This is a genomic window from Pseudomonas sp. SGAir0191 (genome assembly GCF_002812565.2).
Classification (GTDB): Bacteria; Pseudomonadota; Gammaproteobacteria; order Pseudomonadales; family Pseudomonadaceae; genus Aquipseudomonas; species Aquipseudomonas parafulva_B.
The window spans coordinates 2,165,182-2,182,082 of record NZ_CP025035.2; the positions used below are offsets into that span (position 1 = coordinate 2,165,182).

The 16,901-nt window shown below is 60.4% G+C and carries 11 protein-coding genes; 6 read left to right on the forward strand and 5 right to left on the reverse strand.

The genetic code is table 11. From position 1 onward, the window contains the following. Nucleotides 1-138 precede the first annotated feature (138 nt). Nucleotides 139-3,948 carry a dermonecrotic toxin domain-containing protein gene (locus tag CWR53_RS09890; protein WP_100851389.1) on the reverse strand — a complete coding sequence of 1,270 codons (3,810 nt, stop codon included), beginning with the start codon at nucleotides 3,946-3,948 and terminating at the stop codon, nucleotides 139-141. Nucleotides 3,949-4,263: 315 nt separating this feature from the next. Between CWR53_RS09890 and CWR53_RS09895 the strand changes: the two genes are divergently transcribed. The 3 genes from CWR53_RS09895 (at nucleotide 4,264) to CWR53_RS09905 (ending at nucleotide 7,416) form a co-directional block, all read left to right on the forward strand. Continuing rightward, nucleotides 4,264-5,412, forward strand: coding sequence for a hypothetical protein (locus CWR53_RS09895; RefSeq protein ID WP_100851390.1), 1,149 nt, complete (start codon nucleotides 4,264-4,266; stop codon nucleotides 5,410-5,412). 66 nt (nucleotides 5,413-5,478) lie between these two features. Next, a complete protein-coding gene (locus tag CWR53_RS09900) occupies nucleotides 5,479-6,609 on the forward strand; it encodes a glycosyltransferase 61 family protein (protein ID WP_100851391.1) in 1,131 nt (376 codons plus the stop codon). Between the two features lie 36 nt (nucleotides 6,610-6,645). Then, nucleotides 6,646-7,416, forward strand: a complete 771-nt coding sequence (locus CWR53_RS09905) for an AraC family transcriptional regulator (RefSeq protein ID WP_100851392.1) — start codon at nucleotides 6,646-6,648, stop codon at nucleotides 7,414-7,416. Between the two features lie 10 nt (nucleotides 7,417-7,426). Here the strand turns inward: CWR53_RS09905 and CWR53_RS09910 are convergent, their stop codons facing one another. Further along, nucleotides 7,427-8,008, reverse strand: a complete 582-nt coding sequence (locus CWR53_RS09910; RefSeq protein WP_058605039.1) for a LysE family translocator — start codon at nucleotides 8,006-8,008, stop codon at nucleotides 7,427-7,429. A 285-nt stretch (nucleotides 8,009-8,293) separates the two neighbouring features. Between CWR53_RS09910 and CWR53_RS09915 the strand changes: the two genes are divergently transcribed. Then, on the forward strand, nucleotides 8,294-9,865 hold the full coding sequence (locus CWR53_RS09915; RefSeq protein ID WP_058605038.1) for a TerC family protein: 1,572 nt from the start codon (nucleotides 8,294-8,296) through the stop codon (nucleotides 9,863-9,865). On the opposite strand, the gene rarD is transcribed toward CWR53_RS09915, so the two are convergent. Together rarD and CWR53_RS09925 are read right to left on the reverse strand one after the other, a co-directional pair. Then, nucleotides 9,828-10,715 carry an EamA family transporter RarD gene (gene rarD / locus CWR53_RS09920; protein ID WP_100851393.1) on the reverse strand — a complete coding sequence of 296 codons (888 nt, stop codon included), beginning with the start codon at nucleotides 10,713-10,715 and terminating at the stop codon, nucleotides 9,828-9,830. The genes CWR53_RS09915 and rarD overlap by 38 nt on opposite strands. 33 nt (nucleotides 10,716-10,748) lie before the next feature. After that, complete coding sequence (locus CWR53_RS09925; RefSeq protein WP_100851394.1) at nucleotides 10,749-12,335, reverse strand: EAL domain-containing protein; 1,587 nt, start codon at nucleotides 12,333-12,335, stop codon at nucleotides 10,749-10,751. A 295-nt stretch (nucleotides 12,336-12,630) separates the two neighbouring features. On the opposite strand from CWR53_RS09925, the gene hppD reads away from it, so the two are divergent. Then, nucleotides 12,631-13,707, forward strand: coding sequence for a 4-hydroxyphenylpyruvate dioxygenase (hppD, locus tag CWR53_RS09930; protein ID WP_100851395.1), 1,077 nt, complete (start codon nucleotides 12,631-12,633; stop codon nucleotides 13,705-13,707). Between the two features lie 15 nt (nucleotides 13,708-13,722). Here the strand turns inward: hppD and CWR53_RS09935 are convergent, their stop codons facing one another. Beyond that, nucleotides 13,723-14,535: a CSS-motif domain-containing protein gene (locus CWR53_RS09935; RefSeq protein WP_100851396.1), complete on the reverse strand. Its 813-nt coding sequence runs from the start codon at nucleotides 14,533-14,535 to the stop codon at nucleotides 13,723-13,725. A gap of 300 nt (nucleotides 14,536-14,835) precedes the next feature. Between CWR53_RS09935 and CWR53_RS09940 the strand changes: the two genes are divergently transcribed. Continuing rightward, nucleotides 14,836-16,890, forward strand: coding sequence for a PAS domain-containing sensor histidine kinase (locus CWR53_RS09940; protein ID WP_100851397.1), 2,055 nt, complete (start codon nucleotides 14,836-14,838; stop codon nucleotides 16,888-16,890). Nucleotides 16,891-16,901: the final 11 nt, after the last annotated feature.

Consider the following 16,901-nt stretch of genomic DNA (forward strand, 5'->3'; position numbering starts at 1 on the left):
ACTGCACCTCACAGTGGCCGAGAAGGGTCTAGCACAGTGAAACGGTTCAGCGACGAGCATGCGCCTGACACGGTCAGAATACCAGCGCACAGCAAGCGCTTTAGCAGTGCGCCGGTCGCCCGGCGCGTGATCATGGTGTCACAGGTCGAGCTCGAATAGACCCTCTGCAGGTTGTTCCAACAAGGCTTGCCGGCCTGGCCCTGCATTATCGATCACGGCCAACCGGCGCCAGAACTCCCGGCGCGCTCGCTCGGGGTAGGTGAGGAACGGCTCAGCCTCCAGCAGCGCCCTGAGGTCGCGCCGGTATTGCAATGGCAAGCGGCGCCACAGCGCAAATTCAGCTGGGCCGGCCTGTTCGAAGAAGTCGGTGTAGTCGGCCTCATTCACCAACAGGTCCACGTCGTGGATTTCGTTGTACGCTTCGATCTGGCTCAGTATCGGCCCTGCCAGCCATCTGCTTTCCATAGACAGCGGGTCGGCTACCTGAACGGGCAGGGCGAAGCCGTCGGGTAGCTGCACGAACTGGTTATCCGTCAGGTCGACGGTGAGCGGCTCCGTCAATTGCGCTAACCCCTGTGGCAACTCGGTCAGCGAGCATCCCGACAGGAAAAGCGATCTGATACCGGGATGCAGGCGCAGGTCGGGTGCCACCAGCAGCGGATTTTCACTCAGATCGAGTACAGCCAGACCGGGGTACCGTTGTAGGGTGGTCTGGTCCGTAGCGTCCCACGTGATGCGGTTGCGGTCCACGTCCAGCCAACGCAGGCGCTGGCCGAAGGCCAGGCGAGGCAGGTGGTCGAAGCGGCAATCGCCGAGCAGTAACCGCCTGAGATTCGGGAACCGCTGGTGGAAGGCCGCAGGCAGCTGGCTGAGTGCGGGGTTCCCGCGCAGAGACAGGTGCTCGATGTGATTGAAATCATCGGTCAGGGGCAAGCTGGCCAAGTCTTCATGCGTCAGGTCCAGCTCGGAGAGTTCGAGGCTGTATAGACGACCGCCGCCATCGAGCACCGTGCGCGAGACCCGTCGCCAGGCGTTGATGACAGGGCGCACGGCAAGGTGGCGCTGATGTGGGCGCAGGGGGTTGGGGGCGGCCCATTGGGCCAGATCACGGCGCAAGTTCTCAAGACGGGCTTGCAGGTCGCGCAGGCGCTGGGTGGGAGTGCTTATGTCATGCAGGTTGTCCTCGTCCTCCCCTTCATTGAGCCAGTCGGCAAACTCTGCGTCGGTCGCAGTGGGATAAAGACGCCGGTAGGCTGCGCTCAATGAGCTGGTCTGGCGTGGCGCTGCCGGCAGTGGCTCAAGCGGCTGCCCGCCACGCAACCAGCCTCGTGTGGCCAGGCGCTGGCTGCGCTGCCCATAAAGCCTGGGTGCGAGGTTGGCACGGTTTGCCTTGGCCCATGTCATCACCCGGTGGCGAAGATGGGCGCCATCCGTATGTTCGATACCCAGCAGTTCGCGACGGCCGCGAGGCAGTGCCTGTTCGATGGCCTGGCAAATATCGATACTCACCACCCCGGGCGCAGGACGCTCTCCAAGGAATCCTTCATAGCCCTGGCTTGATTTGATCACACGAACGAGCTGACCTACGCCGGTATGAGCCAGGATCGGGCCGTCAGGGTTACCGGCGCGCAATTCCAGACGTATATCGGCGGCCCAGTCCGGCATGGCATCAAGCGCGCTGAATAGCAGACGCTGGGTGTCGGCATTGGCCAGCGCCGGCTGGACCAGCCCCTCCAGCGCCCGCACCAGGGGTAGCTCGCTGTGCACCTGTTCGACCGACTGGCGAATGCTGGCAGGCAGTGCCCCTTCCTGCTCCCAGACCAGCGCTTGGCCAGCCTCCAACCGGCCCAGCAGTTGCCTGGCCAACGGCGGCGTGAGGCGCGGGTAGGTCGATAGCAAGCGGTCCACGCCAGGGGCGTGCGACATGCTTGGGCTGTAGCGCTGCTCGAACCACTGCGACGCGTCTTGTGCGTTCATCGAAGGGCATTCGGCGCTAATGCGCAGCCGTTGCAGAACATCCAGCAGCAACGGCGGCGCCGGTTGCCCGCGAAGGTGCAGGTCTCGCAGGCTGTCGGCGTCAATGCCAGTCACATCGCACGCTTGCTGGATGTGCTCTGCTGTAAATGCCTCGAACGGCTCACCCAGGCGCTTTACCAGCGTTGCCAGCGGCCAATCGCCTGGCTGCTCGTGCTGGGCGCGCCAGGCGCCTTGACCATTGTGCTCAAGGGGTGGCTGCCAGGCATCTGCCCGCTCGGGGTGGACGATCTGCCAACGCGACAGTGAAGGCTCCAGCCGCTGCTCATAGAGGTGTCCGTCCATCTTGATGAAGTACCGGCCGTCATGCAGGTACTGGCCCAGCGCGTTGGGCCGCAACTGCGTTGGCAGCGCTTCATTGGAACGGTAGGGGGCCAAGTCCTGGTTCCAGAGCCTGAATGTGCCATCGCTGCCACGTACCTCTTGCAGCGCCTTACCGCGCAGTTTGCCGAACAGTCGTGGCAACGCGTGTCCTGCTGCGGCGAAACCGCCTAGCAACGCAAGGTTGATCCCAACCGATTCGATGTGCTCTAGCGCCAGATGACGATCGCCGGCTTCCCAGGCTTCATAACCTTCGAACGCTTCGTCCAGGAGCTGGCAAGCAGTGACGGCCAACATGAAGGTGCCCACCGCAGGTACGAAAAAGCTGGCGATGTTGAGCAGGTCCCAGCCGCGACCTTCCCACGTCGCCAGACGTTGGGCCCTGGCGTTGGCGTCAAACTGTGCGGTGGGAACGGCAAGCAGACTGGCTTCGTGCTGCAGACGTGCCCAGTGCCGGGCATAGCAGTCGCTAAATGGGTCCCCCTCGATGGCTTGACGGGCCGGGCGCAGGTCAGCGTCCACGCCGCGTTCCCAGGGGCTATCGATTGGGGTATTGCCAGTCGCGTCCAGGTTTTGCTGGAGCATATCGAAGAAGTGGCCGCGTTGGTCTTGGGCTACATATCCTGCAAACGCTTCACGCGCTGCTGGCTCGAGCAGCAAGATGACCAGCGCTTCATGCACGGCTGCGAGGTCCTTGCAGCTGCGCAACGCAGGCTCGTGGCTGGGCAGGTACACACCTAGACCGGCCTGGCCCAGGTCGATCAGCATGACTTCGTACAGGACGGTGCCGAACAGGCTCAGCCGCCAGCATGGCAAAGGCTCGCCCTGCAACAGGCGGTCAAGGTCATCGCGGGCGCTGCCGCTGATCAAGTGCCTAAGCACGGCCAGATCCGCCGCCATCTGCAGGCGAGCTTTGAACACCTGCAACATGTGCGTTTTTACCGCCGGGCTGTCGAAATACCTTTGCAGATGAGCCTGGTAGGCACTTCCCAAATCCAGCGCTCGCATCATGACGGCGAAAGCGGCTGGCGTGAGGGGCAACGGAGTTACTTGGTAGCGCTCCGAGTCAATGGGAAATTGTGCATTCGGCACTTGCATGCCAATCGGCGCGGTGCCTGTCACCGTGACGGGCGTGATGTGAATATCCTTGCTCAGGGCGATTGCACTCTGGGAAGAGAAAACTTCATCCTCGGCAAAGTTCTGCAGTGCAGTCCTTACGATGTTTTCCCGTTGGTGGCTATAGACATAGCGCAGGCCGACCCATTGCCAGGTTTGCTCGACGCGCAGCAACTCGCAGGCTTTCAAGTCCACATTCAAACCTTGCGCCTGCAAGCCCTGCTGCACGGCACGCTCTGCGAATTCTGCAACTTGTTCCAGACCGCGCATCGCTCGACCCAGCGCTGCCTGCGCGCTGACCAATCGCCGATGACTGGCGGCAACGGTTTCCCTCAGATCCGGTGGGGCATTGCAGAACCAGTCTTGGGTTTCCCAAGGGGGTTGTTGCGAGTGCTTGAGGGCCTGCCATTGACGCGCGGTGGCCCGTGCCGCCCAATGTGGCAAAGTTTTCGGTGACACTGAGTTGCTTTCAGACATGTGGCGCGAGCTCCTTTTTTTGAGGGGCTATCACACGTCATGGGTATTTGATGCGGTGGTACTCGGTTATTACCAGGCGCTATAACTCATAGCTTGGCCCAATCGGGATCAGGCTGCGCCATGGATTATTGGCGCCATAAAACATATGGCTTTTATGGAGGCTCGCTGCTTGCCAAACACTTTGATAGCACCTTAAATTGTTACTGAATATGAAACCTCGAGTAATGCAATGCTCTATTAATCAATAGGTTGGTCGTGCTTCGGCTTTTTTATATGTCTGCAAGAATGCAAAACTTACAGTGGACGTCGAATCTGATGAAACAGACGCTCTGGGCAGTGGCTCGTCGCTCACTGTCACCCTCCCAGCGATATCGGTTACGGCACTTGGCAACCCAGGCACGTGAGATTGCCGCCCGTGCCTGCGTCTGGCGTTGGGAAATCAGTCGGTTTCGCCTGCAACACGAAAGTGCCCATGACATCCTTTATGTAGGCCGCAAACAGCAGCGCGACATGGCCAAGTTGCTGATGAGCGGACTGTCCAGCCCCCGCTCTTCAGTGATCAGCCCTGTACCAAACGCCCGACGTCCAGTGGTAATGGTCAGCGAAGTTCCTACCGCAGGTGCTCTGACGGTGCCTCACTACGTGAGTGCCGTCGTGCCGTTGGGGCGCCCCCTAGAAGACATAACCGCGCGCTATGACAGCGAGTTGCGCCGCAGCATTCGCAAACACCGGCCCCTTTATCACATGCGCCAGGCGGTGTCTGACGAGGACATCGAGATGGCGGACCGGGAGTTCCTGCGCCCCTATGCCACAGCCCGCAAGGGCCTTCTTGCGTCGCAAATACCGACCGATGAAGTCTTCAGGATCGCCAAGCAGGTCGGCAGGCTCGACCTCATCGTGCAGGGTGAACACGTGATCGGTTGTCACCTGGGTTGTGAAGTGGTTCGCGCCGGCAAGCGCTACTGGAGCACTTTGCGTTTCGGCTATTGCGAGGCGGTGTTCTCCGATGCCAAGCGTCTGCGTGAAGTCAACTCGATTACGACTTACATGGCGCTGGAGTGGGCGCTTGGGCAGGGCTTCGATTACTACGACATTGGCCTGTGTCTGGCGCGGCCCGACGACGGGCTGTTGAGGTGGAAGCGTCGCAGAGGCGGCGACATCGACTCGTTGGGTAACCATGCCCACCTCTTCGTGCGCCTGCCCAAATCCGGCATCGCCCACTTTCTATGGGAGACGCCATTGTTCGCAGTCGAAAGTGACAAGCTTACGCTGCACCTTGGCGTGCCTGACGACGCGAGCGTGCAGGCGCTGGCCAGCCGTTATCACGAAATGGTCTTTGGCGGGCTCAGCAAGATCTACTTGTATGGTGCCGCGGGGGCGGGCGATCAGCTGGTCACGGCGCTCAAGCAGCGTTATGCAGGCCTGCCATCAGCGCCGGCAATGGAGATCATCACCTGTACCTGAGTGCGGTACAGGCAACGCACGGGCCAAGCGGCCACCTTAATCGACAATTTCGCGTGGAGACGTTCAATGGCAGGTGATAGCTTGCAGCCCAGCACTTTGCCCGCGGCCCCGTCGTCGCGCTCATGGACCCTGGCTGCTTATCAGTACATGTTGCGAAAGCGCCTGCTCAGGCAGGCCTCGCCAGATATCAGGAGCATTGCCGAGCGTTCGTGGGACATTGCGCCGGGTGAAATGTCCATTACCCCGCCCGCGATATTTTTGCCAGGCCAGCTCGAGCGCGTCACGGGTTGGGAAGGCAAGCGGTTCTATCCCTTCGTGCACCCGCGCTCGACCATGGAAGGCGGCATCCGGACCGCGCATGGGCCGACCCGCGGCTATTTGTGCAGGGACGTGTGGTTGATCGACGGCGCGTTGTACAAGGGCAAGGCTGCCCAGTGGCTGTCGCACCGGCATAGCGCGTTTGCGCCCCTGAGCGTTGAGCATGAGATCGATCGCGGGGCCATCTACTGCACGCATAACGGCAATGCGTGGTTCGGCACCTGGTTGATGGAGGATTGCCCGACCTACGCGCTGGCCTGCAACGAGGGCATGCCCGTCACCACCGCGCCCTCCGTGAAATACCCGATCTTCACCCAGGCCCCTGCCTATGAAGCATGGCTTGGCATGCAGCCGCATCGCCTGCGCACGGCGTTCTTCCGCGAACTGGTGCTGTTCGATGACCAGAGCAATAACCGTGACCGTCATGCCCGGTATCGGGCAATGGGCGACAAGCTTCGTGCGCATGTGGCCCACGCCTCGCACCCAGGTGTATTTCTGCTGCGCGGCGGCGATGGCGACCTGCGCTTGCTGCGCAACGAACTGGCACTGGCTGAACACTTGCGCCTCACCCGGGGGTTTCGCGTCGTCGATCCGTTGAAAAGCGACGTGCCTTCGATCGTCGCAGCCTGCGCCGGGGCGCATGTGGTCATCGGGGTGGAGGGGAGCCAATTGGTTCACGGCGTGAACGTGCTGGAGGCGGGCGGGTGCCTGCTGACCCTTCAGCCGCCGAACCGCTTCGTCAGCTACTACAAGTACCTCACCGACCGCGACCATCAGCACTTCGGTTTCGTGGTTGGCTTGCCCGACGGGGACGGCTTTCGTATCGACATCCAGGAAGTGGAGCGAACGCTGGACCTGTTCCCGTCTCCGGCGGTGTAATATCGGCCGATTCCAAGGAATGGGGGCAAAGCGACGATGCTTGAGGTATCTCGGTTCTGGCGTGATCCGGCACTGCCCTTCGTCGAGGCGCGTGTGGTGGGAGACGGGCGCCAGGTGTGCCACGCATCCCACTCCCACGAGAGCTTTTCGCTCGGGGTGATCACCGGCGGGCGCAGTACTTACGTCAGCGGTAACCAACAGTTCGAGGTTGCGGCCGGCAGCACCGTGTTAATCAATCCGGGCGTGATTCACGCGTGCAATCATGTGTCGGGTCTGCCGTGGTCGTACATCATGCTGTTCATCGACACGCCGTGGCTGGCATCGGTAGGTTTTACCTGGCCGAGCCAACGATACAGCGCAGCCCCGGGCCTGTATCAGCAGGTGCTATCGGTGTGCGCCACGCTGTTTGACCCTGATGCGGCCGAGCGTGAGCAAGGCCTTATATCGATGCTGTGCGACCTGCCCAGCTTCCTTGACCATGAACCGGCGCCCGAGGCTGCGCTCAACCCGCGCCTTGAGGCGGCCGCAGCGTTCATTCGCGCCCACCGGAGCGATCCGCTAACGCTGCAAGACATTGCCACGGCCTGCGGGTTGTCGCGTGCCTACCTGATCCGTGCCTTTGGCAAGCGCTTCGGCCTGACGCCGCACAGTTACCTGCTCGATCAGCGTGTGCAATTGGCCCGGTCGCACTTGCGCCACGGACAATCGATCGCCGAGGCTGCCCAGCACGCGGGCTTTGCCGACCAGTCCCACTTGCAGCGGGCATTCAAGCGGCATCTGGCGGCCACCCCCGGGCATTATCGGTAAACCGCAGAGTCTATATGACCAGCCCTACTGCGCTGGCGACCAACAACGCAGCAAGCGTACGATTCAATAGGCGCAGCGGGCGCGGGCTCTGCAGGTGCCGGCCTGCAACGCTTCCCGCCCAAGCCCAGCAGGCCACGGACACGAAGCATATCGGTGCGTATATCCCTGTAAAGACCCACAGCGCCTGTTGCTCGCCTGCTGTATAGGCGCCCACCCCGGCCACTGCGGCAAGCCACGCCTTGGGGTTCAACCACTGCATGGTTGCCCCGCACCAGGCTGAAGGGGGCGCGCAGGTATGAGTGGCGCCCAGTGCGCCGTCGTCGCTGGCGAGTCGCAAGGCCATGTAAAGCAGAAACAGCACGCCCCCGGCCTGGAGCACGCCCTGTAGCGGCGCCCAATGTGCCAGTAGCTGATGCAGGCCGTTGCCCACCAGCAGCAGGAGCGCGCAAAAACCCAGTGTCGCGCCTGCTGCGTGGCCCAGGCTTGCGGGTAGGCCGTGTCGAACGCCGCTGGCCAGGGCCACTACATTAACCGGGCCTGGCGAAATGGAGGCCGCCAGTGCGAAGGCTGCCATGGACAATGCTAGATTCATGGGAAAGTACTCACGGGTGATGTGCCGGGCATCATCCAGCCACAACGTCAGTCCGGTATTGAACAAAAGTGCCCACCCGGCGCCGGGGAACGCACCGGCTGCACGCGGGGATAGGCTGCTAACGGTTTGTAATAGTTTTGCGCTTACCGGAAAACCTGCTGTGCTTGTAGGATCATCTTCCCTAATTGTTATTCAGGTCACTATGAGCACCTTCGCGGAGCCTCCCAGTCCCCGGCCTTGCTGGCCACATCGTTCAATCCCCTCAATCTCTACGAGTATTCGCTGATGGAATGGCTGGCTGATCCGACGGCCTGGCTAGGCCTGCTCACGCTTATCGTCCTGGAATTGGTGCTGGGTATCGACAACCTAGTGTTCATCGCGATCCTGGCTGACAAGCTTCCCCCTCATCAGCGCGACCGCGCCCGCATCATCGGCCTGAGCCTGGCGCTGATCATGCGCCTGGGTCTGCTGGCGAGTATTTCCTGGATGGTCACGCTTACGGCGCCTTTGTTCGAGGTGTTCGACAAGAGTTTCTCGGGGCGTGACCTGATCATGCTCTTTGGTGGTGTGTTCCTGCTGTTCAAAGCGACCATGGAATTGCATGAGCGGCTCGAGGGCCATGTCGCCCAGACCAGCGGCCCCGTACGTCACGCGGCCTTCTGGCCAATCGTTGCGCAGATCGTGGTGCTCGATGCGGTCTTCTCCCTGGATGCGGTGATCACCGCCGTGGGCATGGTCGAACACCTGTCCATCATGATGATCGCGGTGATTTTCTCCATCGGTATCATGATCGTGGCCAGCAAGCCGCTGACCCGGTTCGTCAATGCCCACCCGACGGTCATCATGTTGTGCCTGGGCTTTTTGATGATGATCGGTTTCAGCCTGACCGCAGAAGGCCTGGGCTTCCACATCCCCAAAGGCTATCTGTATGCAGCGATCGGCTTCTCGATTCTGATCGAGCTGTTCAACCAGCTGGCCAGGGCGCGGCGCAAGCGCAGCCTGCAGCAGCATCGGCCTTTGCGTGAGCGTACGGCGCATGCGGTATTGCGTCTACTCGGCGGTCGTCGCGTCGAAGCTGACGAAGTCGGGGAAGAGATCGCCGACATGGTAGAGGGCAATGGCGAACAGGTGCTGTTCGATCGCCGCGAGCGGGTCATGATCAGCGGCGTGCTGAACTTGGCCGAGCGCCCGATCCGGACAGTCATGACCGTGCGCTCGGAAGTCGACGTGATTGATCTGGCTCAACCGCCCGACGCCATCACACACGCCTTGATCAGTTCGCCTTACTCGCGACTGCCGCTGATTCGTGATGGTCGGGTGGACGAGCCATTAGGCTTCGTGCACAAGAAAGAGATGCTCAAGGAACTGCTGTCGGGCAATCAGCCTGACCTGGAGGGCATGGCCCGCGCCCCGTTGAACCTGCTGGACAGTTTCAGCATCCTCAATGCCCTCGAACAGATGCGTAGCCAGTCCACCCACATTGCTTTCGTGGTCAACGAGTTCGGGGATTTCACAGGCGTGCTGACCATGACCGATATTCTCGAATCCATCGCTGGTGAGCTACCTGACGCCAGTGAAGTCGAAGGGCCTGGGATCATTCAGGACAGCGAGGGCTTTGTCGTCAGTGGCGCAGTGAACCTGACCCAGGTGCAGGCTCGAACGGGCTTCGCTGCTCGTGCGACCGAGGACTACCAGACCCTGGCGGGCCTGGTGATGAGCTTGCTCGATCGCCTTCCGGTGGTAGGCGATCGTATTGCCTGGAACGGCTGGACGCTGATCGTCGAGGCTGTGGAAGAGCGCCGGGTACGTCAGGTGCGGCTTAAACCGAACGCCGACGGTGACGCAGCATGTGCTTGAACCCTTCGATGACCAGCACTACCACGGCAGCCCAGATGGGCAGGTAAGTGAGCCATTGGTCTGGACCGATGGTTTCGCCCAACAGCAAGGCTACGCCGACCAGCAGGACCGGCTCGACGTAGCTGAGCAGTCCAAACAGGCTAAACGGCAATAGCCTGCTGGCCAGGACATAAGCGATCAACGCAGACGCGCTGATCGCTCCCAGCACGGGGATCAGTACATAAAGGCCTGGATGGGCCTGCATGTCGGCGCTGGAGAGCGGCCCTTGCACCACGAAATAGATGGCCCAAGGCAACAGCAGGCACATGTCGCACCACAGCCCGCCTAGATGATCCGTGCCGCAGCGGCGCCTTAGCACGAAATAGATCGGGTAGCCGATAACCACCACCAGGGTTTCCCAGGCGAAACTGCCGTGCTGATACAGTTCATGGCCCACCCCAAGTGCTGCACAGCCCACTGCAATCTTCTGCAAGTGCGACAATCGTTCGCCGTAGACCAATCGGCCCGTGAGCACCATGGCCAGGGGCAACATGAAGTAACCCATCGACACTTCCAGGCTGCGTCCATGCAGCGGCGCCCACAGGAACAGCCACAGTTGCACGCCCATCAGCCAGGACGTACCCACCATACCCAGCAGCAGCTGGGGTGTACGGCTGACCCTGCGCAGCAATTCGCCCACCTTTGCCCAGTCCTTGGACACCAGCATGAACAGCGTCAGGCAAGGCAGTGTGAGCAGCGTGCGCCAACCGAAGATTTCCTCGCCGTCCAGTGGCTTGAGCAGCGATGTATAAAAGTACATCACGGCGAACAGGCAGGACGCCGTGACCGATGTAACAATCCCTTTTGACACAAGTGCCTCGTATACAGGAGATGAGCGTTGAGATCAGCCGCGCATGATCTCAGGGGGCGTGCGTTGCGGCAACCGCGAAGCGGCAGGCTGCGCCGCCAGCGTCTGCAGAAACTCGGCGGCAGGCATTGGCTTGGCGTAAAGATAACCCTGCTGGAAGTGAACCCCGTGCTGCTCGAGGTAATCGCGCTGAACTAGCGTTTCGACGCCTTCGGCCACGATGCCGAGCCCCAACTTGACCGATAGTTCGATGATGGTTTCGAGAACGGCAACGGACAACGCGTCCCCGCCGATCAGGGCAACGAAGCTCTGATCTATCTTCAGGTAATCCACCTTGAATTGCCTGAGGTAATTGAGGCTCGACTGGCCCGTGCCGAAATCATCGAGGGCGATCATTACACCGATCTCATGCAACTGCTCAAACAACTCAAGCGTCGTGGGCGAGGGTTCGAGCAACTTGCGTTCGGTCAACTCCAGCGTGAGGATGACCCGACCCGGTGGGAAGTGGGCCAGGAATGCGCGGCAATCATCCAAAAGCTCAAGGCTGCGGCAGTGGTCGGCCGTGATTTTGATGCCGATGTGGAATCCGTCATCCATCAGGGCGGCGTAGGGCGCCAGGCTGCTCGCCGTTTGCTTGATCAACGAATGGGTCATCGCCACGATCTGGCCGCTGTGCTCGGCATAGGGAATGAACAGGTCGGGCCTTACCAGGCCTTCGCTCGGGTGATTCCAGCGCATAAGCACTTCCACACCGGCCCAGCGGTAGTCCCCTCGACGAACCACCGGTTGGAAATAGGGCAGGAACTCGTCGGCTTCCAGCGCCCTGCGCAGTTCGGCACGCGGCGAGGTAGCCCGCCGGATCTGCCAGTGGCAGGCAACGCCGGCAAGAACGCCCAGCACCGCCAGCAAGCCTAGAAGCGCCAGATAGTGACTGCGCCAAAGCCGGCTCGACTGGGGCGCCATGTAGCCGCCTTCAACGCTGAACGGATAGTGTGCAGACGCGATGAACACAGGGGCGCTTATCGCAACCGGGGCTGGCCCCTGGTGAACAATGCCGTCTCGGCCCATCCAGGCGTTTCCCACGCGCAGGTACAGCGCATGGCCTGCACCGAGCAGTCGCAGCGCCATCAGCAGATGATCGCCATCGACCGTGGTGATCGCCGCACGGTCTTTGTCACTGGCGCGATAGACCAGCAGCGGGTGCCCAGGTGTAACGGAATTACCGTCCATCAACCACAGGTGCCCATCGACATAGTCGCTGGCTGTCACTGGTTCATCGAACGCGCCGAACAATGAACTGCAGTACAGCCGATCTTGCTTGACCAGGTTGGTCGAGCGAATGAAGGCGTTACGGGTGACTTCGCCACGTAACAGCAGCTGCGCCTCGGCGCAAGGTGTACCCGCCGAGGGCAGCAACGCGATTGCAGTACGTGAGGCCCCATCGAGGATGCGCTCGACGTGCTCGATGACCTGCTGGGCAGACGCTCGGCTGCCAGCTTGCAGATCACGCTCGATCTGCCAGTTCATCACGGCGATGCCGCATGCGATAGGGAATGCGCCGACCATCCAGGGCAGCAGGGTTCGCCAGCCGAAGCCTGAGCGCGATTTTCTAGAAAGGGGCATAGTGGCAACTGATCGAGGGAGACGCTACAAAGCATAGCCCTGTGCCCAGGGGCGAGGAACAAATGCGGGACAAAACAAATTACGCTGTGTAGAATCGATTTACGAAAAAAACAATAAGGCTCCTTTGTTTCGGAGGAGTCACACCTGCTGAGTACGGGTCCTATGACATACCCTGGCTTCAGATTGATCATCGGCGACTTCCTCGCGCGCAGTGTGCGGGGCATTCCGTGCTCCCCGCCAGCGCTGTTCGACATCCCAGGCAAACATTGAATTCGCTGCAGATGAGGACACGCACATGGCTGATATTTTCGACAATCCTATGGGCTTGATGGGCTTCGAGTTCATCGAACTGGCTTCGCCTACCCCCGGTGTTCTGGAGCCTGTATTCCAGATGTTGGGCTTCACCAAGGTGGCCACCCACCGCTCCAAGGATGTGCACCTGTATCGACAGGGCGACATCAACCTGATCCTGAACAATGAACCCAGAAGCGTAGCGTCGTATTTCGCCGCCGAACATGGCCCGTCTATCTGCGGTATGGCGTTCCGTGTGCGCAACGCTCACGACGCTTACGCCCGCGCTCTCGAGCTGGGCGCTCAGCCGGTCGATATCGAAACAGGTCCCATGGAATTACGTCTTCCGGCGATCAAGGGCATTGGCGGTGCACCGCTTTATCTGATCGACCGTTTCGAGGAAGGCAGCTCGATCTATGACATCGACTTCAATTTCATTGACGGCGTGGATCGCCACCCGACCGGTGCGGGCCTGAAGGTCATCGACCACCTGACCCATAACGTGTATCGCGGGCGCATGGCCTATTGGGCCGGCTTCTACGAGAAGTTGTTCAACTTCCGCGAAATACGCTACTTCGACATCAAGGGCGAATACACGGGTTTGACCTCAAAGGCCATGACTGCGCCCGACGGCATGATCCGGATTCCGCTCAATGAAGAATCCTCCAAGGGAGCGGGGCAAATCGAAGAGTTCCTGATGCAGTTCAACGGTGAAGGCATCCAGCATGTCGCATTTTCGACCGACGACCTGGTCAAGACCTGGGATGCTCTCAAGGGTCTGGGTATGCGTTTCATGACCCCGCCACCGCAGACCTACTACGAAATGCTTCCCGAGCGCCTGCCAGATCATGGTGAGCCGGTGGATCAGCTTCAGGCACGTGGCATTTTGCTGGACGGAGCAGCACAAGCCGGGGACAAGCGACTGTTGTTGCAGATTTTCTCTGAAACGCTGCTGGGGCCGGTGTTCTTCGAGTTCATCCAGCGCAAGGGTGACGATGGTTTCGGCGAAGGCAACTTCAAGGCGCTGTTCGAGTCCATCGAGCGTGACCAGGTGCGCCGGGGCGTGCTGAGCGTGGAGTAATGGCCGGCTGTGCCGTCATCGTCCTGGGCGATCGACGGCACCGTCTCGCTGCCTGACGCGCATCTTGCCCAACACCACGTAAATCACCGACCCCGTCATGAGCCCCACCAGCATCAAGGAAGGGAGCACGTTGAACGCGGCCGTGCGGATTTCCTGGGCGATGTAACCCTCGGGATAGCCACCCACCACCCGGTAAGGGTAATGAGTGGATGCCAGTTCATGGGTGAATTCGGCGACAGAAGGCCTTTCACCGTGCAGGCTATCGCCATCCTTCCATACGGCGTGCTTGTCAAACTCCAGCACGAGTGTGAGTCCGTCTTTGAAAGCGTCAAGTTCAGAGCGTAATTGCATCGGATAGCTTGTTGCGATCACGCCTGTTTTCTCACCTTGCAAGTGCATGTTCATCAACAGATAGCCCTGCGCATCCAGCATTTGGTGATCGAATGTCAAGAACTCCCCCGTCGAGGCGATTTCAGTCAGCACTTCAAGCGAGTCCGATGCGGAGTTGCAATAGGCCTTGCCGTCCTCGATAACTGCGAGCGACCTGAGCATTGAACGGCTGGTCACTTGGTCGACCAGGGCGCCTTTGATCCTACTGCAAGGCTGACCTGCTAGTGGCAGCGTGCTCATGGCGACTTCATGTACACGGTCCAGGGCTTGATCGACGCTGAAAACCGCCTCGCGCACCGACACTTCAGCGTTCTCTTCTAGCTTGGCCTCCTGCTGATAGTTAATGACCAGCAGTCCCGAAAAGACAGGTACCAGACCTACTGCCATCAGCAGTACCAACTCAAGCAGGCTACGTCCCGCATGCACGAACTTGTCCATTGATAACCGTTCCTCAAGCCTCGCGCTGCCCAGGATGGGCGGCTGGTTTGATCCTAGGTCGTTGTTAAAAGCGGCACTGTAGGGGGAGAGCCGTGAAAGTGTGGGATTTGGTTAGGCTTGGCGTAGCTGTCATCCGTTTATCTAAACGGTATCGCAGCCGATCGACGCGCTCGCATCGGCGCATCCGGGGCAGGGAGGTCATCGTGTGGCGTTGGCCTATGCTAACGTGACACGGCGCATGAGCCCTGTGCGTAGGCCCACATCCAGACCACAGCCTTTGCTTTATGACGGAGAATCACATTGGTCGGCAAAAAAGGATCTAGAGCCCCAACCGCATCGGTCGCAAGGGAGCTGTCCAAACGCACACTCTCGGGCGATTTGAAGGAACAGGTGATCCGCTTCGATTGGTCGCAAACGGCGCTAGGGGCCTTGCCACACTGGCCTGCCTGCCTGCGCATCGCCGTTGACACCATGTGTCACTCACCGTTTCCGTGTGCCGTGGTGTGGGGCAATCAGCTAACGGTCATCCCCAATGACGCCTACGTGGCGCTTAAGGGATCGCCAGGCACGTTGGGTGCGCGTTTCGATACGCTGTGGCACGACCAGTGGGAGAGTCTGGGCCCGTATGTGTTCGACGCGCTAGCGGGCCGTTCCAGTTTTATCGAAGATCCGCCAGTGCGCATCGATCACGCTGAAGGACCTTGGTGCGCCTTGGGTTATACCCCCTTGAACGATGAGCTAGGGGAGGTTGCAGGGTTTGTCCATACGATCATCGAGACCGCTGCGAACAAGGAGGGGCGTGAGCATTGGCGAAGCCAGGCCAAGTCTTTGGAGAGACAGATTGCATCTCATGTCAGTGAGCTGGAAAGAATCTGGCAGCTGTCAAACGACGCCATGATGACGGTCACCCCCGACTTCAAGCTACATAATGCCAATCCCACCTGGCTACGCATTCTAGGATGGGAGCTGGAGCAGGTGCAGCTCTTGCCCATCCTGTCCCTGGTCCATCCTGCAGACCTTGCGCAGGTCCAGCGAGCGATTGAATCGCTGCTGCGTTGCAACGACACCAGCCAGATCGAGACACGCCTGCGGCACCGTGAGGGTCACTACCACTGGTTCAGCTGGAGTGCGCGAGTAGGTGCAAGGTTGGTGACCATCGTAGGGCGAGACATTACCGGCGCACGCGAAGACGCCATGCGCCAGTCCCGCATGTTGATGCGTAACACCGAGCGCATGGAGGCGGTGGGCCAGCTGGCCGGCGGGATGGGCAACGAGATGAACAATCTGCTGGCAGGCATTGGGGGTGGGCTTGAGTTACTGCAGCTGCGGCTCCAGGAAGGGCGCCTGGAACGTATCGAGGAGTATGTGAAGCTTTCTCGTGATTCGGTGCTGCGCGCCATGGAACTAACCCATCGCCTACTTGCTTTCTCTCGTGATCGGCCGTCGGCGCCGAGGCCGTTTCACCTCAATCGTCAACTGCGCCTGAGCGAGCCGCTGCTGCTGAGTGCTCTGGGCCCCGAGATGCACATTGACTGGCAACTGGACGTCGCATCCTGGGTCGTGTCCTTGGACGTTGCGGCGTTGGAAAACGCATTGCTGTGCCTGTGCGCCAATGCGCGCGAGGCATGCCTTGGCAAGGGCACCGTGACAGTTCGGAGCGTCAACGAACGGCTAAGCGTGCCTTTTCCGGATGAAACAGGGCTGCCTGCGGGTGACTATGTGGCCGTGCATGTCGTCGATGAAGGTCATGGCATGCCGGCCAGCGACGTGGCCAGGGCTTTCGAACCTTTCTTCACCAGCAAGCCTCCAGGTCGGGGTGCTGGGCTGGGGCTGTCGATGGTCTATGGTTTCGTACGTCAATCGGGTGGCTATGTGTGGATCGAGTCTGCGGTGGGCGAGGGGACCAGGGTTAGCATGCTGTTCCCCCGCTGTTTTGAGGCCGTTCACGAAGCGCCCGTCGGCCGCAAAAGCCCGGGTCGGGTAGGGAGCGGTGAGCGTGTATTGCTTGTAGACGATGAATTGAACCTGCGTACGGTGATGCGCGAATATTTGCTTGAATCTGGCTTCGATGTAACCGAGGCCGCAGATGCCAATAGCGCTCTGCAGCGCTTTCGCCAGGATGAGCCGTTCGATCTGGTGGTTACCGACATCGGGTTACCCGGCAGCTTCAGTGGCAGGCAAGTGGCCAGGGCCATGCGCATGCTCAAGCCAGAACAAAAAATCCTGTTCATCACAGGCTATGCCCTGCAAGAGATCGAATCCGAATCCATTCAACTGCCCGGAACAGCGCTTCTGCGCAAGCCCTTCCAGCTGGCGCAGCTGGTGGAGCAGGTACTGGAGATGATCGACAGCTGACACAGGGCCGC

What these genes read in the sequence shown, in the direction of transcription:
- CWR53_RS09910 (WP_058605039.1), bottom strand. Translation starts at nt 8,008, where the DNA reads ATGAATCTAGCATTGTCCATGGCAGCCTTCGCACTGGCGGCCTCCATT.
- CWR53_RS09915 (WP_058605038.1), top strand. Translation starts at nt 8,294, where the DNA reads ATGGAATGGCTGGCTGATCCGACGGCCTGGCTAGGCCTGCTCACGCTT.
- CWR53_RS09935 (WP_100851396.1), bottom strand. Translation starts at nt 14,535, where the DNA reads ATGGACAAGTTCGTGCATGCGGGACGTAGCCTGCTTGAGTTGGTACTG.
- CWR53_RS09925 (WP_100851394.1), bottom strand. Translation starts at nt 12,335, where the DNA reads ATGCCCCTTTCTAGAAAATCGCGCTCAGGCTTCGGCTGGCGAACCCTG.
- CWR53_RS09900 (WP_100851391.1), top strand. Translation starts at nt 5,479, where the DNA reads ATGGCAGGTGATAGCTTGCAGCCCAGCACTTTGCCCGCGGCCCCGTCG.
- CWR53_RS09895 (WP_100851390.1), top strand. Translation starts at nt 4,264, where the DNA reads ATGAAACAGACGCTCTGGGCAGTGGCTCGTCGCTCACTGTCACCCTCC.
- CWR53_RS09905 (WP_100851392.1), top strand. Translation starts at nt 6,646, where the DNA reads ATGCTTGAGGTATCTCGGTTCTGGCGTGATCCGGCACTGCCCTTCGTC.
- CWR53_RS09890 (WP_100851389.1), bottom strand. Translation starts at nt 3,948, where the DNA reads ATGTCTGAAAGCAACTCAGTGTCACCGAAAACTTTGCCACATTGGGCG.
- hppD (WP_100851395.1), top strand. Translation starts at nt 12,631, where the DNA reads ATGGCTGATATTTTCGACAATCCTATGGGCTTGATGGGCTTCGAGTTC.